This window comes from Rhodococcus qingshengii JCM 15477 (assembly GCF_023221595.1).
Lineage (GTDB): Bacteria > Actinomycetota > Actinomycetes > Mycobacteriales > Mycobacteriaceae > Rhodococcus_F > Rhodococcus_F qingshengii.
This window is the reverse complement of sequence record NZ_CP096563.1, coordinates 532,782-555,903: the sequence shown is the minus strand read 5'-3', so window position 1 is coordinate 555,903 and position 23,122 is coordinate 532,782. Positions and strand designations below refer to the sequence as shown.

Annotated in this window: 23 protein-coding genes and 1 pseudogene; 13 read left to right on the top strand and 11 right to left on the bottom strand. The window is 62.5% G+C overall.

The features are described 5' to 3' along the window. Nucleotides 1-56 precede the first annotated feature (56 nt). The 4 genes and pseudogenes from M0639_RS02565 to M0639_RS02550 all read left to right on the top strand — a co-directional run bounded on the left by M0639_RS02565 (nt 57) and on the right by M0639_RS02550 (nt 4,633). Nucleotides 57-679: pseudogene (locus tag M0639_RS02565) on the top strand (AmiS/UreI family transporter). A 26-nt stretch (nt 680-705) separates the two neighbouring features. Beyond that, on the top strand, nt 706-1,743 hold the full coding sequence (locus M0639_RS02560; protein WP_003946093.1) for an aliphatic amidase: 1,038 nt from the start codon (nt 706-708) through the stop codon (nt 1,741-1,743). A gap of 10 nt (nt 1,744-1,753) precedes the next feature. After that, nucleotides 1,754-2,812 carry an AAA family ATPase gene (locus M0639_RS02555; protein ID WP_063315185.1) on the top strand — a complete coding sequence of 353 codons (1,059 nt, stop codon included), beginning with the start codon at nt 1,754-1,756 and terminating at the stop codon, nt 2,810-2,812. Nucleotides 2,813-2,947: 135 nt separating this feature from the next. Then, nucleotides 2,948-4,633, top strand: a complete 1,686-nt coding sequence (locus M0639_RS02550; RefSeq protein ID WP_047270014.1) for a purine-cytosine permease family protein — start codon at nt 2,948-2,950, stop codon at nt 4,631-4,633. Between the two features lie 55 nt (nt 4,634-4,688). On the opposite strand, the gene M0639_RS02545 is transcribed toward M0639_RS02550, so the two are convergent. Further along, complete coding sequence (locus M0639_RS02545; protein WP_020968263.1) at nt 4,689-6,080, bottom strand: MFS transporter; 1,392 nt, start codon at nt 6,078-6,080, stop codon at nt 4,689-4,691. A 173-nt stretch (nt 6,081-6,253) separates the two neighbouring features. On the opposite strand from M0639_RS02545, the gene nhaA reads away from it, so the two are divergent. From nhaA to M0639_RS02530, 3 genes are read left to right on the top strand one after another with little or no spacing between them, the layout of a single operon-like run. After that, a complete protein-coding gene (nhaA, locus tag M0639_RS02540) occupies nt 6,254-7,588 on the top strand; it encodes a Na+/H+ antiporter NhaA (protein WP_007732414.1) in 1,335 nt (444 codons plus the stop codon). After that, nucleotides 7,585-8,094: a phage holin family protein gene (locus M0639_RS02535; RefSeq protein WP_007732413.1), complete on the top strand. Its 510-nt coding sequence runs from the start codon at nt 7,585-7,587 to the stop codon at nt 8,092-8,094. Before nhaA ends, M0639_RS02535 begins: the two co-directional genes overlap by 4 nt. A gap of 15 nt (nt 8,095-8,109) precedes the next feature. After that, on the top strand, nt 8,110-9,045 hold the full coding sequence (locus M0639_RS02530; RefSeq protein ID WP_064073520.1) for an alpha/beta fold hydrolase: 936 nt from the start codon (nt 8,110-8,112) through the stop codon (nt 9,043-9,045). A gap of 3 nt (nt 9,046-9,048) precedes the next feature. Here the strand turns inward: M0639_RS02530 and M0639_RS02525 are convergent, their stop codons facing one another. From M0639_RS02525 to nth, 4 genes are read right to left on the bottom strand one after another with little or no spacing between them, the layout of a single operon-like run. Further along, nucleotides 9,049-10,239, bottom strand: coding sequence for a MarP family serine protease (locus M0639_RS02525; RefSeq protein WP_003946095.1), 1,191 nt, complete (start codon nt 10,237-10,239; stop codon nt 9,049-9,051). Further along, entirely contained in the window at nt 10,236-10,955 is a 720-nt protein-coding gene (locus tag M0639_RS02520; RefSeq protein ID WP_007732411.1) for an NUDIX hydrolase, read from the bottom strand. Before M0639_RS02520 ends, M0639_RS02525 begins: the two co-directional genes overlap by 4 nt. Beyond that, nucleotides 10,952-11,605: a TlpA family protein disulfide reductase gene (locus M0639_RS02515; protein ID WP_003943500.1), complete on the bottom strand. Its 654-nt coding sequence runs from the start codon at nt 11,603-11,605 to the stop codon at nt 10,952-10,954. The genes M0639_RS02520 and M0639_RS02515 overlap by 4 nt, the downstream gene beginning before the upstream one ends. 6 nt (nt 11,606-11,611) lie before the next feature. Then, a complete protein-coding gene (gene nth, locus M0639_RS02510) occupies nt 11,612-12,397 on the bottom strand; it encodes an endonuclease III (protein ID WP_003943471.1) in 786 nt (261 codons plus the stop codon). An 80-nt stretch (nt 12,398-12,477) separates the two neighbouring features. Here nth and M0639_RS02505 point away from each other — a divergent pair, with 80 nt between their 5' ends. The 6 genes from M0639_RS02505 (at nt 12,478) to M0639_RS02480 (ending at nt 17,212) form a co-directional block, all read left to right on the top strand. After that, nucleotides 12,478-12,750 (top strand): hypothetical protein, encoded by a 273-nt coding sequence (locus M0639_RS02505; RefSeq protein WP_019746620.1) that lies wholly within the window; start codon nt 12,478-12,480, stop codon nt 12,748-12,750. A 255-nt stretch (nt 12,751-13,005) separates the two neighbouring features. Next, entirely contained in the window at nt 13,006-13,680 is a 675-nt protein-coding gene (locus tag M0639_RS02500; protein WP_003943506.1) for a Crp/Fnr family transcriptional regulator, read from the top strand. Between the two features lie 130 nt (nt 13,681-13,810). Then, nucleotides 13,811-14,281 carry a nuclear transport factor 2 family protein gene (locus M0639_RS02495; RefSeq protein WP_007732407.1) on the top strand — a complete coding sequence of 157 codons (471 nt, stop codon included), beginning with the start codon at nt 13,811-13,813 and terminating at the stop codon, nt 14,279-14,281. Nucleotides 14,282-14,296: 15 nt separating this feature from the next. After that, nucleotides 14,297-14,857, top strand: a complete 561-nt coding sequence (locus M0639_RS02490; protein ID WP_054827456.1) for a TetR/AcrR family transcriptional regulator — start codon at nt 14,297-14,299, stop codon at nt 14,855-14,857. A gap of 85 nt (nt 14,858-14,942) precedes the next feature. Continuing rightward, nucleotides 14,943-16,235, top strand: a complete 1,293-nt coding sequence (locus M0639_RS02485; RefSeq protein WP_064073521.1) for a carboxylesterase family protein — start codon at nt 14,943-14,945, stop codon at nt 16,233-16,235. A 50-nt stretch (nt 16,236-16,285) separates the two neighbouring features. Continuing rightward, the gene (locus M0639_RS02480) at nt 16,286-17,212 is read left to right on the top strand and encodes a LysR substrate-binding domain-containing protein (protein WP_064073522.1); all 927 of its coding nucleotides are present in this window, start codon (nt 16,286-16,288) and stop codon (nt 17,210-17,212) included. A gap of 58 nt (nt 17,213-17,270) precedes the next feature. Here M0639_RS02480 and M0639_RS02475 read toward each other — a convergent pair whose 3' ends face one another. The 6 genes from M0639_RS02475 to M0639_RS02450 form a co-directional block, all read right to left on the bottom strand. Then, the gene (locus tag M0639_RS02475; RefSeq protein WP_042446679.1) at nt 17,271-18,629 is read right to left on the bottom strand and encodes an MFS transporter; all 1,359 of its coding nucleotides are present in this window, start codon (nt 18,627-18,629) and stop codon (nt 17,271-17,273) included. 184 nt (nt 18,630-18,813) lie between these two features. Then, nucleotides 18,814-19,809, bottom strand: coding sequence for an amidohydrolase family protein (locus M0639_RS02470; RefSeq protein WP_042922846.1), 996 nt, complete (start codon nt 19,807-19,809; stop codon nt 18,814-18,816). Nucleotides 19,810-19,812: 3 nt separating this feature from the next. Continuing rightward, a complete protein-coding gene (locus M0639_RS02465) occupies nt 19,813-20,334 on the bottom strand; it encodes a 3-hydroxyanthranilate 3,4-dioxygenase (protein ID WP_003943511.1) in 522 nt (173 codons plus the stop codon). Then, nucleotides 20,331-20,783: a RidA family protein gene (locus M0639_RS02460; RefSeq protein ID WP_003943520.1), complete on the bottom strand. Its 453-nt coding sequence runs from the start codon at nt 20,781-20,783 to the stop codon at nt 20,331-20,333. Before M0639_RS02460 ends, M0639_RS02465 begins: the two co-directional genes overlap by 4 nt. Continuing rightward, nucleotides 20,780-21,553 carry a 2-keto-4-pentenoate hydratase gene (locus tag M0639_RS02455; protein WP_042446669.1) on the bottom strand — a complete coding sequence of 258 codons (774 nt, stop codon included), beginning with the start codon at nt 21,551-21,553 and terminating at the stop codon, nt 20,780-20,782. Before M0639_RS02455 ends, M0639_RS02460 begins: the two co-directional genes overlap by 4 nt. 42 nt (nt 21,554-21,595) lie before the next feature. Next, the gene (locus tag M0639_RS02450) at nt 21,596-23,071 is read right to left on the bottom strand and encodes a 2-hydroxymuconic semialdehyde dehydrogenase (RefSeq protein WP_042446666.1); all 1,476 of its coding nucleotides are present in this window, start codon (nt 23,069-23,071) and stop codon (nt 21,596-21,598) included. Nucleotides 23,072-23,122: the final 51 nt, after the last annotated feature.

Genomic DNA, 23,122 nt, shown 5'->3' with positions numbered 1-23,122 from the left:
TCATTTGGAATCATTTCATTTGAAAGTAACCGTCCCGAAGTAACCGGAGGTGCCCGATGGGCAGTGTTGGTTTGCTTTACGTGGGAGCCGTCCTCTTCGTCAACGGACTGATGCTGCTCGGCACAGTTCCCGTTCGATCCGCCTCGGTCCTCAACCTCTTCGTCGGCGCACTTCAATGCGTCGTCCCCACCGTCATGTTGATTCAGGCTCAGGGAGATTCGAGCGCTGTCCTGGCGGCCTCAGGGCTCTATCTGTTCGGATTCACCTATCTCTACGTGGGCATCAGCAATCTCGCCGGCTTCGAGCCGGAAGGAATCGGGTGTGGTTCTCGCTGTTCGTCGCGTGCGCCGCGCTCGTGTACTCCTTCCTCTCTTTCACAGTGAGCAACGACCCCGTCTTCGGGGTCATCTGGCTCGCATGGGCAGCGCTGTGGACGCTGTTCTTCCTGGTACTCGGGCTCGGCCGCGAGAATCTCAGTCGCTTCACCGGCTGGGCAGCGGTCCTCCTGAGCCAGCCCACGTGCACAGTCCCCGCATTTCTGATCCTGACCGACAACTTCCACACCACACCCGCCGTCGCGGCCGGTTGGGCCGGAGCGCTTCTGGTTCTCCTGGGCCTGGCCAAGATCCTCGCTGCACCCAAAACCGCAGTACCCCAATCCCGTCCAGTCTTCAACTGATCGACACAACCAAGGAGTGAAAGACAATGCGACACGGTGACATCTCCTCGAGCAACGACACGGTCGGCGTAGCAGTGGTCAACTACAAGATGCCCCGCCTGCACGATCGCGCCGGTGTCCTCGAGAACGCGCGCAAGATCGCCGACATGATGATCGGCATGAAGACCGGCCTCCCCGGAATGGATCTGGTGGTCTTCCCCGAATACTCCACGCAGGGAATCATGTACAACGAGGAGGAGATGTACGCGACAGCAGCCACCATCCCGGGCGACGAGACCGCGATCTTCTCCGCAGCGTGCCGCGAAGCCGACACGTGGGGAATCTTCTCCATCACCGGCGAACAGCACGAAGACCACCCGAACAAGCCCCCGTACAACACGTTGATCCTCATCGACAACAAGGGCGAGATCGTTCAGAGGTACCGAAAGATCCTGCCCTGGTGCCCCATCGAAGGGTGGTACCCGGGAGACACGACGTATGTCACCGAAGGCCCGAAGGGGCTGAAGATCTCGCTCATCATCTGCGACGACGGCAACTACCCGGAGATCTGGCGCGACTGCGCGATGAAGGGTGCAGAACTGATCGTCCGTTGCCAGGGGTACATGTACCCCGCCAAGGACCAGCAGGTGATGATGTCCAAGGCAATGGCCTGGGCCAACAATTGTTATGTGGCAGTTGCCAATGCGGCCGGATTCGACGGCGTCTACTCCTACTTCGGACACTCCGCGATCATCGGATTCGACGGCCGGACGCTGGGTGAAACCGGCGAAGAAGAATACGGAATCCAGTACGCGCAGCTTTCCGTCTCAGCCATTCGCGACGCACGCGAGAACGATCAGTCCCAGAACCACATCTTCAAACTCCTCCATCGCGGCTACTCCGGTGTCCACGCAGCAGGTGACGGAGACAAGGGCGTCGCGGACTGCCCGTTCGAGTTCTACAAGCTGTGGGTCACCGACGCCCAGAAGGCTCAGGAACGCGTCGAGGCCATCACCCGAGACACAGTGGGTGTAGCGGATTGTCGCGTCGGAAACCTGCCGGTCGAGAAGACAATCGAAGCGTAAGGATCTCACTGTGCCTTATATCACCGACATGCTCCATGACCGGAACAGTGCAGCAGCACCACCGCCGGCCGAGGAACGAACCGAACCCGTACCGGTCGGGGCCTTCGACGCTCGCAAGCTCTCGAAAGCCCTGAGTTCCAAGATCGTCGGACAACAGGCCGCCGTCGACGCAGTGGTTCGTGCGATTTCGATCGCGCATGTCGGTGCCACGGATCCGACGCGTCCGCTCGCCAACATCCTTCTCGTTGGCCCGACCGGCGTCGGCAAGACGGAATTGGTGCGGCGCGTGGCCGCAGAACTACGGTCAGGACCCGATGATCTGTGCCGCATCGACATGAATGCTCTTGCGCAAGAGCATTATGCGGCGTCGTTCTCCGGGGCTCCACCTGGATATGCCGGTAGCAAGGAGTCCTTCACGCTGTTCGACAAGAACACCGTCGAGGGCGATCCGTACACCCCCGGAATCGTCCTGTTCGACGAAGTGGAGAAGGCCGACCCCACCGTGCTGCGTGCGCTCCTGCAGGTCCTCGACAACGGCGAACTCCGGTTGGCGAACGGTCAGCAGAAGATCTCGTTCCGCAACAGCTACGTGTTCCTGACCTCGAATCTCGGCTCTGCTGCGGTGGCAGAACGTCGGCGATCCCACCTGCGGCAGCTCGCCGATCGCGTCCGGATCGATCGACCGCGCCATGGTCATCATCTGGTGCAACGCGCGTTGGAGAAGTTCTTCGACCCCGAATTCTTCAACCGCATCGACGAAACCGTGATCCTCGACGAGTTCGACGAACAGACCGCGGAACAAGTGACCCGTCTCGAGATCGAACTGATCACGACTCGGTTGGCCAGGAGAGGCATCGACGTCGAGGTGGAGGACTGCGCCGTCGCCCTGTTGCAACGGCGCGGGTTCGACCCGGTGTACGGAGCACGTGGCCTGCGCCGCACCATCCGGAACGTCTTGGCCGACCCGGTGGCCGCCGCCGTTCTCGACCTTCGGCCGGTCGGGACGCAACCACTCGCCTTGCAGGCGCGGGCAGTTGGTGATCAGATACAGGTAAAGAAAGTCCCATGAGTGCTCGCTCACGTTGCGGATCGAATCCGCAACGTGGGCGACACATTTCAAACATGTCCGCGTAACGCCACCTCCCTAGGTTGGGTGCCTGCACCACAAAGTGCACATGCACAGGCACCCAGGGGAAGTGACGTCATGACAGCAGTGAACGAGCAGGTGTCCGCCGGCGCACCGGACAGGGCAGATCTCGGTGAGAATGCCGCACTGAAGGAGACTCTGGAGGACTACACCCTCCGATTTGCGCCACGCAGCTACCGCAAATGGGGAACCGGCGTCGTCGCGACCTCCGCGCTCGGCGGAATCGCGTATCTCGCAGACTTCTCGATCGGCGCCAACATCGGCATCTCGTACGGCACCGGTAACGCATTGCTGGGCATCGCCGTGTTTGCCGTCGTCATCATGGCGACCGGCTTCCCACTTGCCTACTATGCCGCGCGATACAATATCGACCTCGATTTGATCACTCGCGGAAGCGGTTTCGGCTACTACGGCTCGGTGGTCACCAACGTCATCTTCGCGACGTTCACCTTCATCTTCTTCGCGCTCGAAGGTTCCATCATGGCCCAGGGTTTGAAACTGGGGCTCGGGATCCCACTCTCGATCGGCTACGCGGTCTCGACCCTGATGGTCATTCCACTGGTCATCTACGGAATGAAGGCTCTGGCAAAGCTCCAAGTGTGGACGACGCCTCTGTGGCTCGTCATGATGGTGCTGCCGTTCCTGTATCTGCTGTTCAAGCACCCTGATTCGGTGAGCGCGTTCTTCGCCTTCGGCGGTGAGGACGGCGCAAACGGCAAGGGCGTCAACTTCGGATCGGTGATGCTGGCCGCGGGTGTCTGCTTGTCGCTGATCGCACAGATCGCCGAGCAGATCGACTACCTACGCTTCATGCCGCCCAAGACGCCGGAAAACACCCGCCGTTGGTGGGCTGCAGTAATTCTCGCCGGCCCCGGCTGGGTGATCTTCGGCGCGTTCAAGCAGATCGTCGGACTGTTCCTCGCCGTGTACATCATCGCGAACGTCGTCGACGGATCCTCGATCGCCAACCAGCCCGTGCACCAGTTCCTCGAGATCTACCAGGACATGATGCCTCACTGGCTGGCCATGACGCTGGCCGTGATCCTCGTGGTCATCAGCCAGATCAAGATCAACGTCACCAACGCGTACTCCGGCTCACTGGCCTGGACCAACTCGTACACCCGCGTCACCAAGACCTACCCCGGACGCATGGTCTTCGTTCTGGTCAACCTGGCGATCGCACTGATCTTGATGGAAGCCAACATGTTCGACTTCCTCAACACGATCCTCGGGTTCTACGCCAACTGCGGTATCGCCTGGGTCGTGGTCGTCGCCTCGGACATCGCGATCAACAAGTACTGGTTGAAGCTCTCCCCGAAAGTCCCCGAGTTCCGACGCGGGATGCTCTACGACGTCAACCCCGTCGGCTTCGTGTCGATGCTGCTGGCCGCGGGCATTTCGATCCTGGTGTTCTTCGGTGCTTTCGGTTCGGCGATCAAGCCGTTCTCCCCGATCGTCGCAATCGTCATCGCACTGGTGATGCCGCCGATCCTGGCCGTCGCCACCAAGGGAAAGTACTACCTACGACGCACCGACGACGGCATCGATCTGCCGATGTTCGACGAGTACGGGAACCCCTCCGGTGAAACGCTTCTGTGCTGCGTCAGCGGAATCGAATTCGAGCGTCCCGACATGCTCGCGTCGAACGTGCCCGGCCCGAACGGCGAGAAGCAGTACATCAGCTCCCTGGCCTTGAGCACCGACAAGACCGGTGAGCACGTCCTGCCTGCTCAGCTTCCCTGACAACTGCTGTGCGCCTTTATTAACCGCCGGGGGTTAATAAAGGCGCACAGCAGGGTTATGCCCCTACATCGTCGAGCGACTCACCCTTCGTCTCACGCATGACCAGCAGCGCGACAAAAGTCAGCGTCGCCGCTACGAGAAGATAGATGCCGACCCAACCGACGCCGTAGTTCTTCGCGAGGTAGACGGCGATGAACGGCGCCACCGCTGCGCCCAGAATACTGGCCGTGTTGTACGCGATTCCCGAGCCCGTGTAGCGGACGTTGGTCGGGAAGAGTTCCGGGAGAACGGCACTCATCGGGCCGAAGGTCAGGCCCATGAGCAGCATGCCCACGATGAGGAACGCCAACATGCGACCGTCGTTCATTCCGTCCGGTTCGAGGAAGACACCGAAGGTCAAGCCGAACACCATGATCAGACCGGTGATGATCAGCAAGGTGATACGACGCCCGTAACGGTCGGCGAGCCAACCCGAGACCGGCACGGCGGCAGCGAAGAACACGACTGCGATCAACTGCAGGACAAGGAAATCGGTGTACTTGAAGCCCGCACCGGTTCCACCGTCGGCCGCCGTCTTGCCGGTTCCGTGGCTGAGCACCCAGGTGGTCATGATGTAGAACAGCGTGTACGTCGCGAGCATCACGAACGTACCGATGATCAGCTGACGCCAACTGGTCTTGAATACCTCGGCGACCGGAGTCTTGACCTTCTCGCCGCGCTCGACTGCGCGCGCGAACACCGGGGTTTCCTCAAGCTTGAGCCGGACGTACAGGCCGATCATCACCATGATTGCGCTGAGCAGGAACGGAATTCGCCATCCCCAACTCAGGAAGGCACCCTCGAGGTCCGGGCTGGAATTGTCGTGGTTCATGAACAACGTGATGATCAGGAACAGTCCGTTGGCCATGAAGAAGCCGATGGGCGCACCGAGTTGCGGCCACATCGCCGCCCAGGCCCGCTTGCCTTCCTTGGCGGTCTCGGTCGCGAGCAGCGCCGCACCCGACCATTCGCCGCCGAGCCCGAGACCCTGGCAGAAACGCATGAGCGCCAACAACGCCGGGGCCAGCAGTCCGATCTGGTGATAGGTCGGCAGTAGTCCGATGAGGAAGGTCGCTATGCCCATCGTCAGCAACGAGCCGACCAGAGTTGCCTTGCGTCCGACGCGGTCACCGAAGTGTCCGAAGAGAATCGAACCGAGGGGACGGGCGACGAACGCGAGTCCGAACGTCGCCAACGACGCGAGAAGCGCGGTGGTGTCGTTGCCCTTCGGGAAGAACAGGTGCGGGAACACCGATACTGCCGCTGTTGCATAGATGTAGAAGTCGTAGAACTCGATGGACGTACCCACCATGCTGGCGACCACGATTCGGCTGCGCGGCACTCCGGCGACGGTATCTGCGTCGCCGCCCTCCGGCTTGGGTGGATTCTCACTGACTGACGTGCTCAAAACATGCTCCTGCGCCGTTATACGAAAGATGTCCAATTGGTGGGATAGAGTCCCAATCAGTAGGAATTGAACACCCGCGGGGTTTTCCGACGCAAATTCGGTTCGCGAATTCGGCTCAGCGGGCAATCCGCGATAAAATTCCGTAAAGGTGAGCCGGGAAGTCTGGTCGGCACGTGCATTCGATGCGTCACAACGTCGATCACGTTCATGTCTGTTGCATCCGAATTCGGTTGCACGAACAAAGGTCGTCCCCACGCGTGATCTCCACCCTGCGTTCCGAACTGTCCCGCTACCTCCGCACCGAAACGGTGGGCGGATCGATCCTCCTGATCGCTGCCGCCCTCGCTCTGATCTGGGTGAACTCTCCTTTCGGTGAGAGCTACATCGCACTACGTGACTTCCAGATCGGTCCGTCCGCACTCCATCTCGACCTCAGCTTGGGCACGTGGGCGCAGGACGGACTGCTTGCCGTCTTCTTCTTCGTCGCCGGCCTCGAACTCAAACGTGAACTGGTGGTCGGCGAACTCGCGGACCGCAAAGCCGCGATGCTCCCGATCATCGCGGCGTGCGGCGGCGTCCTGGTTCCCGCGATCATCGCGGCGTCCATCGGTTTCGGTACGCCCGGCATGGACAAGGGCTGGGCCATTCCCGTCGCGACGGACATCGCTTTTGCCCTCGGCGTGCTCGCGCTGACCGGCTCGAAGATCCCGGCGAGCGCCCGAGTTTTCCTGCTCAGCCTGGCCGTCGTCGACGATCTGCTCGCGATCATCCTCATCGCCGTACTGTTCACCGGTTCCCTCGCGATGTTGTGGCTGCTGACCGCGGCCGCAGCCCTGGCTGCCTACGCCTACGCCCAACACAAACGCATCACGACGCCGTTCCTCTACGTCCCGCTGGCACTACTGACCTGGTACGCGATGCACGAAGCGGGGATACACGCCACACTCGCGGGCGTCGCGCTCGGCTTACTCACCCGGGTGAGGCGCGATCCGGACGAGGAGTACGCGCCCGGTAGCCGTCTCGAGCACCGTATTCAGCCCTACTCTGCAGGCTTCTGTGTCCCCGTCTTCGCACTGTTCGCCTCCGGTGTTCCGATCAACGCGGCGGTGCTCGGCGACATTTTCACCGACCCCGTCGGGCAATCGGTTGTCGTCGGTCTTCTGGTCGGCAAAACCGTCGGAATCTTCGGAATTTCCCTGCTCGCGATCAAATTGGGGATAGCAACCAAACCCAAGACACTGGAATTGAGAGACATGTTTGCCCTCTCAGTTCTCGGTGGCATCGGGTTCACCGTTAGCCTGCTTGTAGCAGACCTCGCATTGGACGGGGTCGGCGATGGCAGCGAGGCCGAGATAGCGAAGGCCGCAGTTCTCGTGACATCGTTGGTGGCATCGCTGATCGGATCAGCGCTGCTGTGGCGACGTGGACGAGTTCATGCGGCTCGAGACGACGCTTCCACCGCCATTGCCACGGACGCGAGAGAACTACCTGGAGAGGTCGACAAGTGAGCTTGACCAACGGAGAGAGCCAGCGCTTCACCGGAGATGGAGTACCGAACACGGTCTCTTCCATCCCTCTCACCGATGTGGACGCCCGCACGCCGGGCGAGGCCACCATCGGGGCCCTCGTCAAGGACGCGACCGCACAGGTCTCCACCCTCGTGCGCGCCGAGGTCGAACTTGCCAAGGCCGAGGTGACGGGCGAGGTCAAGAAGGGTCTGCAGGGCAGCGTCTTCTTCATCCTGGCCTTCACGGTTCTGCTGTTCAGTTCGTTCTTCTTCTTTTTCTTCCTGGCCGAGATGCTCGACACCTGGGTGCCGCGCTGGCTGGCGTTCCTCATCGTCTTCCTGATCATGGTGGTGACCACCGCGATTCTGGCGCTGCTCGGTTATCTGCGCGTGCGCAAGCTGAGGGCTCCGGAGAAGACGATCGAATCGCTCAAGCAGGCCAAGAACGTCATCCCCGGCAGCCATGACGACGCAAAGCCGTCGGTCGATTTCAACGCGCGCCGGTAGCGAGTCTGATCGAAAGTGGCAGCCCCAGATCCATCCACCGTCAGGTTCGACGGCCCCTGGATTCACCGGGACATTCACGCCAACGGCATCCGGTTTCACGTCGTCGAGGTAGGCGACGCGGAGCCGGATGCTCCGTTGGTGGTCCTGTTGCACGGATTCGCCGATTTCTGGTGGTCCTGGCGCCATCAGTTGACGGCACTGTCCGAGCAGGGATTCCGCGTCGTCGCGATGGAACTTCGTGGGTACGGCGATTCCGACAAGCCCCCTCGTGGCTACGACGGTTGGACGCTCGCCGGTGACGTAGCCGGCCTCATTCGTGCGATGGGTTACGGCAAGGCCACGCTGATCGGTCATGCCGACGGCGGGTTGGTGTGCTGGGCGACCGCGCTCCTGCATCCACGCCTGGTGCGGTCGATAGCGCTGATCTCGTCACCACACCCGATGGCGCTCAAGAAAGCAGTCGTCCGCGACCCCTATCAGCGCCGCGCGCTTTTGCCCTCGTTCCTGGCCTATCAGGTACCGCTACGCCCGGAACGTCGGTTGACGGCCGACAACGGCGCCGAAGTGGAGCGTCTGGTTCGCTCGCGGTCGGGCCCCACCTGGCCGCAGCAACCCGAATTCGCAGATGTCATGAGCAAGATGCGGTCCGCGATCCGGATCCCGGGCGTCGCGCATTCCACCTTGGAGTACCAGCGTTGGGCCTTCCGCAGCCAGCTCCGCCCCGAGGGCCGACGTTTCATGCGTTTGATGGATCAGGTTCTTCGCATTCCGATCGTCCAGATTCACGGCGAACTCGACCCGTACGTGCTCACCCGTACCGTGCGTCGCGACAAGCACTGGGCTCCCGGCGAGAAACTGCGCACCATTGCCGGAGTCGGTCATTACGCGCATCAAGAAGCCCCCGAGCGCGTCAATCGCGAACTCGGGGACTTCCTCCTTACGGAGACGTGACCGCTACAGGATGCACGCGCCCGTCGGTACGGGCGTCGATGCCGAGGCAGCCGCGTTCAACTGGCGCGAGACTTCCTGCGCGGTGAGGACGAATCCGGTGTCACTGTCGTCGACGGCAGCACCGAACACGACGCCGAGGACCCGCCCCTGATCATCGACCATCGGTCCACCCGAGTTGCCCTGCCGGATGGATCCGCGGACGGTGTAGACCTCACGCTGGGTGGTTCCGGCCTTGTAGATGTCCGGCCCGTTCAGGTTGAGGACCTCACGAACGCGGGCTGCGCTGGCCGTGTACGGACCACCGCCGGGGTAGCCGAGCACCAACGCGTTGTCACCGGTCCGAGCCTGCTCCGGAGCGAACGGCAGCACCGGCGCGTCCAATCCGGGAACCGCCAGAATCGCGATGTCCACGGCGGAGTCGAAGAGAACCACCTGCGCGGGCAGTGCGCCCTCCATGGTGTCCACGGTGATGCTCTCGGTTCCGGCAACCACGTGGGCGTTGGTCATGACGCGTTCGGGGGCGACGATGAATCCGGATCCCTCGAGCGCGCGCTGGCAACTCGGTGCGACGCCGTTGATGCGGAGAACACTCGGACGCAACTGCGCCGCCAACGGACTGGCGAGAACGCTCGCGTCGGGTGCTTCGACCTCGGTGATGGGCGTGCGCCCGAACGGGCCGATGACGTCCGGCAGGCCGGAGGTGTCGAGCAGCGCCGAGAACTCGGTCGGGATGCGGCGCAGCCACTGCGGCGCCACTTCGTCCACGCTGGCGAGAACGTCCGAACCACGAACAGCGGCGGCAATGTTCGGCTGCGACGAGGAAGTGAGCGGAATCGCGAGCAGCCACGCCGCGACCACGACAGCCACCGCCTGTAGACCCGCACCGATGACGCTGTCGACGGATCGCGCCGTCGGACTGTGCATTCCGCTGCGCGCCGCGCGTCCGAGCACCATGCCGGCGACCTCGCCGATGATGACCAACACGACGATCAGCGAGATGCCCGCGAGGATGCGCAGCTTGCCTTCGGTGACGTGCACGAGCAGGTGCGGCGCCAACAGAATCCCGGCGACGGCACCGAGGATCACGCCGACGAACGCCAGCGCCGACGCCACCGCTCCCTGACGCCATCCGGACGTGGCCGCGATGAGGGCGACCAGAACGATCGCGATGTCCACCCAACGAGAACCTGTCATCGCGGCACCGCCGAATCCTCGACACCTTCACCGAACTCGGACAGCGCTGTGTCCAGGTCTCTCACGTCCTCGTAGTTCCACGGAATCTCCCAGCCCGACACCGTGAACAGCGCCGCGAGGATTCCTGCTGTGAACCCCCAGACCAGCATGCCGTCGGCGCGGAACGCCGGGCCCTGGTACCCGAGGGGATGTCGAACCTGAAACCGGTTGTCGGGGTCGAGCAACGTGCGCAGCGGCACCCGGGCCACCCGTCCGACCTCGCCCTCGTCCTGAATGCCCACCGTCGTCGGCTGCTCCCAGTAGCCGAGCACCGGCGTCACGTCGAAACCCGACGGCGGGATGAAGATCTCCGGCAGCACGGTGAGCGGCTGAACTCCGCTCGGATCGAGCCCGGTCTCCTCCTGCGCTTCACGCAGCGCGGTGCCGACGGGGCCGTCGTCGCCCGGATCGGCGGCGCCGCCAGGGAATGCGACCTGTCCGCTGTGCTGACGCATCGTCGACGCCCGTTGGGTCAGCAGGACGTCTGCGCCCTCCGGCAAGCCGCCGACGGCGAGAGGGTCGGCCTCACGCGGTCCGCCGAAGAGCACGAGCACCGCGGCCGGACGCGTCACGGTGCCGCGCGGCGCGCGACGCTCGAGGACGGGGTTGATCCGATGGGGATCGGTGGGCTGGGTGCTGGCGACAGCGCGCAACCACTCGGGAACCGGTGTACTCATACGACGACTCCCAGATATTGCGCCGCAGCGGCGGCGATCTCGTCCGCACTGCGGAAGGGTTGGGGCAAGACCTTGGCGACTGTTCCATCCGCGCGCACGAGCACCGACACCGGCAGCACCGGCGGTGCGCCCACTGCGATCCGTACCTTGCCGTCACCGTCCTGGACGCCGGGCAAACGCACCGAGTAGTCGATGAGTCGCGTCAAAGCGTTCTCCTGATTCGGATCCGAATGCACGGTCAGCACGTTGATGCTGCCGTCGGCGCGCTCCGCGAATTCCTGAAGGTACGGAAGCTCTTCGGCGCATGGCGCGCACCAGTACGCCCACAGATTGAGCAGAGTCGGCTTTCCGCCCACCGCTGCGGCAAGGTCGACGGGCGCTCCGTCGGAGACGCAGTCGAGGGTGATTCCGGCGAGAGCCGAGCCGGCAGGCGCTTCGCCGGTCGGAGTCGGGCAGGAGGCCAGAGCCGCCTGGCTACGGAGTTGATCGAGCGATTCCGACGACGGAGTGAACGTCGGCGGCTGATACGCGGACGAGGACGGGCCCGTCGAGGTGGGCGTCGTGTCGTCTCCTCCGCGCGGCCAGATCGCCACGACGAGAGCCGCGACGACCACGAGCGCAGCGAGAGACCATCTTCCGGCACTTGTCATCGGCGATCACAACCCTGCCAGGGCGAGCAGATGATCGGTCTCGGGGCCTTTCACCAGGGCCGCGGCCTCGGTTTTGTCGGTCGGGCCGAGACCGTACGACGGGCAGTCCTTGGCCAGAACACACACACCGCACGCGGGCTTGCGCGCGTGGCAGACCCGTCGGCCGTGAAAGATCACGCGATGCGAGAGCAGAGTCCATTCCTTACGTTCGATCAGTGCCCCGACGGCGTGTTCCACTTTGACGGCATCTTCTTCCTCGGTCCACTTCCACCGACGCACGAGCCGACCGAAGTGGGTGTCGACGGTGATTCCCGGAATGTCGAAGGCATTGCCCAGCACGACGTTCGCGGTCTTGCGTCCGATGCCTGGGAGTTTCACCAGATCTTCGAGCTTGTTCGGGACCTGCCCGTCGTGGCGTTCGAGTAGCGCCTGACCGAGTCCGATCAGCGACGTCGTCTTGTTCCGGTAGAAGCCGGTGGAGCGGATGTACTCCTCGAGTTCGGTCCGATCGGCTTCCGCGTATGCCTTTGCGTCGGGATAACGGGCGAAGAGTGCCGGCGTGACCATGTTGACGCGGACGTCGGTGCATTGCGCCGACAGGATTGTCGCCACTGCCAGTTCCAACGGAGTCGTGAAGTCGAGTTCGCAGTACACGTGTGGGAAAGCCACAGCGAGCTCACGATTCATCCGACGCGCCCGGCGTACCAATCCGAGGTGTGATTCTTCCTTCCGCGCACCCCCCGAACGCGGTTTCTTCCGCTGCTCTGAACTGCCTGTCGGGGTGGTCTGCACTCAGACAACTGTACGGATACGACATGAGTGGAGACTCCGTCGTGTCGATTCTGAGACCTTCGACGTGTTTACTTCCCCCTATGCAAGGACTCGCAGTAATTCTCTTTCCGCTACTGCTTATGCTCTTTGCCCTGGCGATGGAACGAGTCGAAGGGCGATTGCGTCGGCTCTCGGTCCAAGAGCATGAAGTAGAAGACTTCCTCGACCAGGCAAGTCACGACGACGTCGCCCGCCTGGCAAGCGATGGGTTTCCCCATGCGTTCGCCCGCTTCCACCGGAAGCGTAAGGGCCGTCAGTCGGAGGCTCCCGAGAGCGCCAGCCTGGGCGAAATCCGGACACAACGGGCAAGTTGACGGCCATACAAAGTAGTCACCGCAGCAGATTCCGGAAGAATTTTCGGCTCTTACGTGGCATCAATCACTCGTCGCGAGCTAACGGGACGTAGACTTCGATGCCGTACCTGTTGCATTGAACACAGATTGCATTGGACACAGTGTCTCACTCATGAGGGCTGAGCCTGTGTACGACGGTTTGTGCGCAGCGAGGGTACAAAGATAGATAGCGCAAAAATGACACCACAAACGAACAAATCCCAACAAGGAGCGCACGTGGACGACGTCCTGGCAAGAGCCGGCATCTTCCAAGGAGTCGAGCCCTCAGCGGTAGCGGCGCTGACAAAGCAGCTGCAGCCCGTCGACTTCCCCCGTGGACATGTCATCTTCAACGAAGGTGAACCCGGTGACCGCCTGTACATCATCGTGTCCGGCAAGGTGAAGATCGGTCGACGCTCACCCGACGGTCGCGAGAACCTGCTGACGATCATGGGCCCGTCCGACATGTTCGGCGAACTGTCCATCTTCGACCCCGGCCCCCGCACCTCGACGGCTACGACCGTCACCGAGGTTCGCGCCGTGAGCATGGACCGCGACGCTCTCAAGGCATGGATCCAGCAGCGCCCCGAGATCGCCGAGCAGCTTCTGCGCGTTCTCGCCCGCCGTCTGCGTCGTACCAACAACACCCTGGCCGACCTGATCTTCACGGACGTTCCCGGCCGTGTCGCCAAGGCGCTCCTGCAGCTCGCGCAGCGCTTCGGCACTCAGGAAGGTGGCGCCCTGCGCGTCACTCACGACCTCACGCAGGAAGAGATCGCCCAGCTCGTCGGCGCTTCCCGCGAGACCGTCAACAAGGCGCTCGCTGATTTCGCACACCGCGGATGGCTTCGCCTCGAAGGCAAGAGCGTCCTGATCTCGGATTCCGAGCGCCTCGCTCGTCGCGCGCGCTAGCTCTTCCGGTTCGACTCTTTCGGCCGCTCCCGCTTCGGTGGGGGGCGGCCGAAGTCGTTCACTGGACTCTTGTTGTACCTATCGGTAAAGTCTGTACCGATAGGTACATATCTGATCGAGAGGCCCCGCAATGACCGTCCGAGCACCGATTCCGCCCTTCACTCACGAAACTGCCGTCCAGAAGGTCCGCCTCGCCGAGGACGGATGGAACTCCCGCGACCCGCACAAGGTGTCACTGGCCTACACGCCGGACAGTTGGTGGCGTAATCGGTCGACGTTCGTCACCGGCCGATCCGAGATCGTCGAACTTCTGACCGAGAAGTGGACCCGCGAACTGGACTACCGGTTGATCAAAGAGTTGTGGGCACACAGCGACGACCGCATCGCAGTGCGATTCGCGTACGAGTGGCACGATCACGACGGGCAGTGGTTCCGCTCCTACGGCAACGAGAACTGGGAATTCGACGCCGACGGACTCATGCACCACCGTCATGCCAGCATCAACGACGTTCCCATCGAGGAGTCCGAGCGAAAGTTCTTCTGGGATCCGACCGGACCACGCCCGCACGATCATCCGGGCCTGAGCGAGTTGGGTCTGTGATGAAAGGATGAATCCATGGCCAGACAGGTAGCTGAACGCTCGGACACGATTCCCGCTCTCGCGAACGTATTTCGAACCTACGGGTTCGACGGAGCAAGCCTGGCCGTGATCACCGAACACACCGGTTTGGGCAAAGGCAGTCTCTACAACTTCTTTCCGCGCGGGAAGGAAGAGATGGCCGAGGCGGTGCTCGACGAGGTCGACAGATGGTTTCGCGCCGAAGTCTTCGAACCTCTTCGAGCAGAATCGGTTCCACCGAGGCAGCGCATCCAGAGCATGTTCGCTACCGCGGGCGACTACTTTCGGTCAGGGCAACGCATTTGCCTGTTCGGCGCATTTGCACTCGGTGAAGAGCGAAACCGCTTCGGCGCCAGGGTCCGAACATACTTCGACGAATGGACAGCGGCTCTCGAGGCGGCACTCGTCGGTGCCGAAGATTCCATCGGACTCGCCGAAGAAGCCGTGGCCGGGATCCAAGGGGCGATCGTGATGTCCCGGGCACTGGACGACGGTTCCGTATACAGCCGAGTGACGACGCGACTCGAAGATCGACTGGTACAGGCACTCACGCCGTAACGCATACCGCACGACCACAAAGGCATTTGTGCCGCGGCATCCACCTGGCATGCTCGAAAAAGCATGCACAAGAAGAAAGGAACCCATGCCCTCGTTCGAGACGGTGATCGCATCCACCCCTTCGGGGAAGGTCCGCGGCCGAAAGCGTGACGGTTCCTACTACTTCGGTGCGATCCCCTACGCCAGCGCACCGCGCTTCGAGAAGCCTCGACCGGTGGAACCGTTCTCCGACGTCTTCGACGCCACAGCGCTTGGAACGGTCTTCCCCCAACCACCTTCACGACTCGAACGCATCATGGGGCCACCGCTCCCCGAACCGGAGCACAGCGAGGACAGCTTCACCGTCACCGTCACAACCCCGTCGCTGACCGGTCATCGCCCGGTGATGGTGTGGCTTCACGGTGGCGGGTACTCCAGTGGCGGCGGCTCACTCCCCTGGTACGACGGCGGCGCTTTGTCAGCCGAGGGCGACGTCGTCGTGGTGTCGGTCAACTATCGCGTCGGCGTGCTCGGATACCTCCTCCTCGACGGCGTCAGCGAAGGCAATCTCGGGGTACACGATCAGATCGCGGCGCTCGAGTGGGTGCGCGAGAACATCGAGGCATTCGGCGGCGACCCAGACTCGGTCACCGTATTCGGTCAGTCGGCCGGCGCTCATTCCATTGTGAATCTGTTGAGCAGTAACAACTCTCGAACCCTGTTCCATCGAGCAATTCTGCAGAGCACCCCACGGCCGGACCTCAACTTCACGCAGGCTGCCGCGATCGAGAACGGGGAGACGTTTGCCCGACTGCTCGACGGAGATCCTCGGACCGCGCCGCTCTTCCACATTCTCGACGCATTCCGCGGCACGGCTGTCGAGTTCAGCCGGCGGTCCCCCAATGTCGTGCAACCGCCCTTCGCGCCGATCTCCGAACTGGAACCGGTGATCCGAACTTTCGAAACAGCGCCTGACGTCATCGTGGGATACACCCGAGACGAGGGATCTGCTTTCGTGCGCGACGTAGCGGGAGTACCCGATCCCGAACACGTCGCCGAAAAGGCACTGACACAGAACATGTTTGCCGAACCGGCAATGGAGCTGGCCGAGACCTTCACAGCGGCCGGCGCGTCGGTGTACACGTACCGCTTCGACTGGGCACCGACGGACGACGTCTTCGGAGCAACTCACTGCATAGAACTACCCTTCGTGTTGGGAACCGAGCAGTCCTGGCAGGGCTCACCGATGCTGGGCAGCAGCGACTGGCAGAGCATCGACGCACTGGGCCGTCGGATACGCCGGCACTGGACGTCGTTTGCGCACACGGGAAGTCCGGACAGCAGCGAAACCTGGAAGAAGTACACCTCGTCCCAATCGATCGGAATCACCTTCTCCTGAGCAACTTCGGGCGCCTACCCACCCGGAGAAATCCCGTCTAGGATTGCTCCATGGACATGCCCAAGCTCCTCGACGGGCGACTCAAACTCCGCCATCTCCTGCTCGTCGACGCATTGAGCCGTCAGGGCAGTGTGGTCGGCGCCGCTGCCGCACTTCACATCACGCAACCTGTCGCGACTCGGAGTCTGCACGACATCGAGTCCATTCTCGGCGTCTCGCTCTTCGACCGCGGCCCACGCGGCATCACCCCGACCATTTTCGGCGAGGCCTTCACAACTCATGCACGGGCCGTGATCGCGCAGCTGACCGAAGCCGGGCGACACGTCGTCGAACTTGCCGACGCCAATCGCGGAACCGTCATCGTGGGAACACATCTCGCCGGATCCAACGTGCTGCTTCCCGGCGCTATCGCGCGCCTGAAGGTTCACCACCCGTTGCTCACCGTCGTCGTGCGCGAAGGTACGCCAGAGCAGTTGCTCACCGATCTGGAAGCGGGCCGAATCGACCTGATCGTCGGCCGGCTCACCTCACCTACCGATGACACCGCGACAAGACGGAACCTCTACGCCGAATCCGTCGAACTCGTCACCCGCGTAGATCACCCGCTCGCTCACCGCGAGGACGTCCAACTCGAAGAACTACGCGGCTTCCCCTGGATCCTTCCCGGGGTCGAGACAGTGCTCCGACGCGAACTCGAGGAGTTCTTCGCCCGGAACGGCTTGCCGTTGCCCGAAAATCGGGTCGAGGCAACCTCTTTCCTCACCGTGCGTCAGCTACTGGTCGAGACCGACATGATCGCGGTACTACCGAGCCTCATCCCCCGCGACGATGCGCGCTTGACCACCCTGTCCATCACACTCGATCCGATCGGGCACAGCGTCGGCATCACCTCGTCGGCGACTCGCACGTCGAGTCCGTCCGCGCAGGCCCTGATCGCGACGCTGGAGTCCTTTGCAGCTGAGCTCATGCGACCGTGAAACGCCGATCGGCCCGTTCCCTCCAGAGGGAACGGGCCGATGTCGGATCAACCAGGACTCAGGCGTTTTCGGAGACGCGAATCTCCTCGTGCTCCAAGCCCCGCGACGAATCGGGGACAATCTTGAACAGTGCGATGGCGCCGACCAGGCTGATCGTGCACACCCCGGCGAGATACCAGGTCACACCGACCGAAGATCCGGTGGCGTCGAGCAGAGCCGTGGCGATCATCGGTGCCAGTCCACCGCCGAGAATTGCACCGCTCTGGAGGATCAGAGACGAGCCGGAATAGCGGACCTTGGCCGGGAAGGTATCGGCGATGATGCTGCCCTGGACACAATGTGTGACCGGAACGATCAGGCCCATGCCCAGGAACGCGATGACGGCGACCATTTTGTTCTCGGTGTTGAGGAGCGGGAAGAACACGATGCACCACAACAGGATTGCAGCTGATCCGCCGATGAACATGTGCCGACGCCCGTACTTGTCGGCGATCTTTGTCCAGAACGGGATGGAAAGGAACCACAGGACTGCTGCCGCGGTCACGCTGAGCACCAGGAATTGCTTGTCGTAGCCCAGATGTTGAGTTCCGTACGACAGGGTGAACACCATGAAGGCGTACGCCACGGCGGAGTTCGCCAAGCACGCGGCAAGCGTGAGAGACAAACGGGGGAAGCCGACCTTGAGCGACTCACGCAGCGGGAAGCGGACTATTTCGCCCTTCTCCATGATCCCGGCGAATGACGGCGACTCGGTGACGCGCAGGCGAATCACCAGACCGATCGCCACCAGAACGAAGCTGAGCAGGAACGGGATTCGCCAACCCCACGAAGCGAATGCCGAGTCCGACATCACGGCGTTGGTCGTCAGGAAGATGCCGTTGGCGAGAACCAGTCCGGCGGGTGTGCCCATCTGAGGGAAACCTGCATAGAGATTCTTCTGCCCCGCCGGCGCGTGCTCCATCGACATGAGTGTCGCGCCGGCGCCTTCACCGCCCAGACCGATGCCCTGAACGACGCGCATCGCCACCAGGAGGACGGGCGCCCAGAAACCGATGGAGTCGTAGTTCGGGATGAGGCCGATGAGTGTGGACCCGATGCCCATCATCACCAATGAGACCACGAGCGTGGCCTTGCGCCCGATCCGGTCACCGAAGTGCCCGAACACGAGTCCACCCACCGGCCGTGCAATGAACCCGACGGCGAAGGTGCTGAAGGCAGCCAGCGTGCCGGCCGTGGGGCTCAGGCTCGGGAAGAATTGTTTGTTGAAGATCAACGCGGCGGCTGTGCCGTAGAGGAAGAAGTCGTACCATTCGAGAGTTGTGCCGGCCAGGGTTGCCATGGCAACTCGGCTACGGGCCGCTTTCTCCGGCAACGGCTTTCCGTCGCTCGTAGTGCTGTTGGATATCTTGTCTGACATCGCGGAACCTATCGATTGGATGGGGCAGGCGGACGATGAAGTCTGTAGTCACCGACCCCGTCTTCGGGATTGTCGGTATCACGAGCGTCGTCGATCGTTGTGTTTGGAATTGTGCTCGCTCGAGACATGACTCACAAATGCCGAATTCACCGTCCGCCATACCGGAAAAGGTATAGCCGGGGCCTCAGACGAGACCCAGGAAACGTTCGGCATTCCCCCGCGAAATCAGTTGGCGCGCAGTATCGTCCAAGAACTCACTCTTGCGAACCACCTCACCGACCGGACGCTCCCCCAAGGGGTACGGGTAATCACTACCCACCATCACACGGTCCACCCCCACCGTGTCCACCAACAGTCGCAGCGCACGCTCGTCGAAGACGACGGAATCCACGTAGAACCTTCCCAGGTAGTGCGAAGGCGGGAACTGCGACGTACCGATAATGTCGTTGCGGCCGTGCCAGGCGTTTTCCATCCGGCCCAACCAGAACGCGAAAGATCCACCACCGTGCGCAAATCCGATCTTGAGACGATCGTCGATCTTGTCGAACACCCCACCGAGAATCAGTGCGAGTATCGACAGGTGCGTTTCGGCCGGCATCGCAGTGAGCCACTGCGCCATCCAGCGATCGAGGCGCGGAGAGTTGGCCATGTCCCACGGGTGCACGAATACCGGCACGTCCAGCGACGCGCAGTGCTGCAGGAACGTCACCACGCCCTCGCTGTCGAGGTCCAGATCGCCGACATGATTGCCGATCTCGACACCGCGGTGCCCGTTCGCGATGCACCGCTCCAACTCACGGCACGCTGCGTCGGTGTCTTGCAGAGGCACCTGGCAGAACGGAATCAACCGATCCTTCGCCGGCTCCACGATCTCGAGTGCGAGGTCGTTGAAGATCCGTGCAATGCGACTTGCCTGCTCACCGCTCCGGCCATAGTTGAAGAACGCCGGAGTAGGTGAGACGACCTGAGTCTGCACTCCGTCGGCATCCATGTCCCGAAGCCGCACCTCGGCGTCCCAGGCATCGGACTGGATGCGACGGAACTCCTTGGTGCCCATCATGATCATTGCTTCGGTTTCCGACTCGACCTTCAGCCACGGCGCTTGCGGCCCCGCGTCTTCGGTCAGATCCGGCCACCCGTTGGGCACGTAGTGGGTGTGGATGTCGATCAGGTTGCTCATAGCTCAGCCCTTGCCGGGATGGAGCGTGCCGCACTTGTCACACGTGCGGGCTTCTTCGCTCTCGTAGAACTTGACGAACACCGGCGGAAGGTCGGCCACGATGTCGCGCACCTGAAGTTCGACCTCGTGAATCTTGTGATCACATTCGAGGCAGTACCACTGGAACTTCTCGAGCGTGCCTTCCTTGCGGACGCGTTCGATGACCAGGCCGATCGAGCCCGCGGTGGGACGCTGCGGCGAATGCGGAATGTCTCCTGGCAGCAACCAAGTTTCACCCTCGCGAATGTCGACGCGCTGAGGACCGTCTTCGGTCATGACATTGACGTGGATGTCGCCTTCGAGCTGGTAGAACCACTCCTCGTACGGATCGAGGTGGTAGTCGGTCCGCTGGTTGGGGCCGCCGACGACCTGCACGATGAAATCGTCTCCGAGCGCCATCGTCTGATTGTTGACGGGCGGCTGCAGGAGGTGGCGGTTGTCGTCGATCCACTTCTTGAAGTCGATGACGGGAGGAATCGTGGTCATGATGCATTCTCCGTATCTTCGGACGCCGAGCGTCGGGAGGCGGGCACGTACGCCACGCCGGAAATTTCGATGAGCAGGTGAGGGTGGGGCAGCTGGTGAACAGCCACAGTCGTTCTCGTCGGACCGTTTTCGTCGAACAGTTCGGCGTACACCTCGTTGTATCCGCCGAAGTCGTTCATCGACACCAGGTAGGAGGTGACCTGAACCAGATCACTCAGTTCTCCACCCACTTCGGCGAGAATCGCCGCGATGTTCTCGATGACGGCACGCGTCTGCGCCCGAATGTCGAGCGCCGTGGTCCCCATCTCGTCGACCTCGACGCCGACAAACGTGTTGTCGGGTCGACGCGAACTGGTCCCGGAGACATAGACGAAATCGCCGACCACCTTGACGTGGGGGAACTTTCCGCGCGGCTTCGCCAGCTTCTCGATGACCTGCGCCCCACTCATCGCTTCACACCTTTCACCGTGACGGTTCCGAGTCCGTCGATCGTGCACTGTGCGACGCCCTCGTCGAGTCGCACAGCTGCTGTGGCGGCACCGGCCAGAATTACCTGCCCGGCGCGCAACGGGATTCGGCGTCGGCGGGCGATGTCGAGCAGTGCATGCAAAGCGCGCGCCGGATCGCCGAGAATGGCCGACGTGGACCCGACTACCGTCTCACCGCCGACTTCCATACGTACGGAACGGTCTTCGACGTTCTGTAGCGGCAGCCACCTCCCGATCACGTACCCGGCAGCGCTGGTGTTGTCAGCGACGACGTCGGTGTAGGTGAAGCGGAAGTCGCGGTACCGCGAGTCGATGATCTCCATTGCGGGAGCCAGTGCGTCGACGCAGGTTTCGATGTCGACGTTCGGATCGTCGAGATCGACGTCCTTCGACAGGCGGTATGCCACTTCGGGTTCGATCTTGGGATGAATGAACGTCCTCAGGTCGACTTCGCCGCCGTTGCTCACGCACATCGCGTCGGTCAACTGACCGACGATCACTTCGGAGACACCCATCTGCGCCATCTTCGCTTTGCTCGTGAAGCCGAGCTTGATGCCCACAATCGATTCACCACGGCTGGTGCGCCGTTCGAGGAGTTCGTTCTGGATCCGGTAGGCCTGGTCGATGTCGATGGTGTGTTCGTCGGCGAGGCTCGGCGTGTCGGTGCGCGTCTGCGCAGCGTCGTCGAGGCGACGCGCGAGCGCGGATACGGTGTCTTCGGGGGCTGTCATCACGCCTCGCTCATTTCTGGAAATCTTTTGCGGTTTCGATGTTCACAGTTGCACACATACATTCGTCGGTTCGGTGTAGAAGTGCAGCGAGGACTCGCCGCCCTCACGTCCGATGCCGGACAGGCCCATGCCGCCGAAGGGAGATCGCAGTTCGCGGGTGAACCACGTATTGACCCAGGAGATTCCGACGTTCATCTTCTGCGCGACGCGGTGCCCGCGGCGCAGGTCGTTGGTCCACACGGAGGCAGCAAGGCCGTACTCGGTGTCGTTTGCGAGGGCGATCGCTTCGGCTTCGGTCTCGAACGGAATGAGTGCTGCGACGGGTCCGAAGATCTCCTCGCGCACGGCGCGATCCTTGTTGGTCAAGCCTGTCCACAGGGTGGGTTCGATCCAGGATCCGCCCGACAGTTCCTGTCCGAGGTCCGGAATACCGCCGCCGGTCAGCACTTTCGCGCCTTCCTGCTCGGCGATCTCGAAGTAGTCGAGTACCTTCTTCCGGTGTGCCTGCGAAATGAGCGGTCCGGTCGTCGTTGCATCGAGCGTCGGGTCGCCCAGACGCAGTCCTGCTGCCCGCTCGACGAGTCCACCGGCGATGTCGTCGAAAATGCTGCGGTGCACGTACACCCGCTCGGTGCACAGGCAGACCTGGCCGGTATTGGTGAACACCGATTTGGTCAGGCCCGTCAGGGCTTCGTCGATGTCGACGTCGTCGAAGACGATCGCGGCGTTCTTGCCGCCGAGCTCGAACGAGACCGGACGGACTCGCGGCGCAACGGTTTTCATGACATGCGAACCCGTTGCCGAAGATCCGGTGAAGGTGACCCCGTCGATACCGGGGTGCGTGGTGAGGAACTCGCCGGCCGAGTTCGCACCGAATCCATGGACGACGTTGTAGACGCCGGCAGGCAGGCCGACCTCTTCGAGCACCTCGGCCAGCAACGACGCAGTCGCCGGGGTCTCCTCGGAGGGTTTGACCACCACGGAGTTTCCGCACGCGAGCGCGGGCGCAACCTTCCAGGTCAGGAGAAGCAGCGGCAGGTTCCACGGAACGATCACGGCGACGACGCCGAGCGGCTTGCGGATCGCGTAGTTCAGCGCCTGCTTGCCGCCCGCGAGATCCGTGACAAACGATTCCTGTCCCGCCGCGGCGACGATGTCGGCGAAGGTGCGGAAGTTCGTCAGGGCGCGCGCGACGTCGAGTTCGCGTGCCTGCGTGATCGGCTTGCCGGTGTCCGCCATCTCTGCGGCGACGAACTCTTCGAATCGCTCCTCGATCCGGTCGGCAGCGCGTCGCAGCAGAGCCGTCCGCTCTCGAACCGGCGTATCGGCCCAACCGTTGTCCAGAGCACGTCTGGCAGAGGTCACGGCCCGATCGACCAGGGCCTTGTCGGCCTCGTGGACCCGGGCGAGAACACGGCCCGTTGCTGGGTCGACCTGATCGAAGCTCGACGACTCGTCGGGTTCGACATAGGAGCCGTCCACGTAATTGCGGATCCATCCGTCGCATTGTGAGGTCATGGACTAACTATTGGCCCGTGACCCATATCAAACAAATGCAAAAACTGCCGC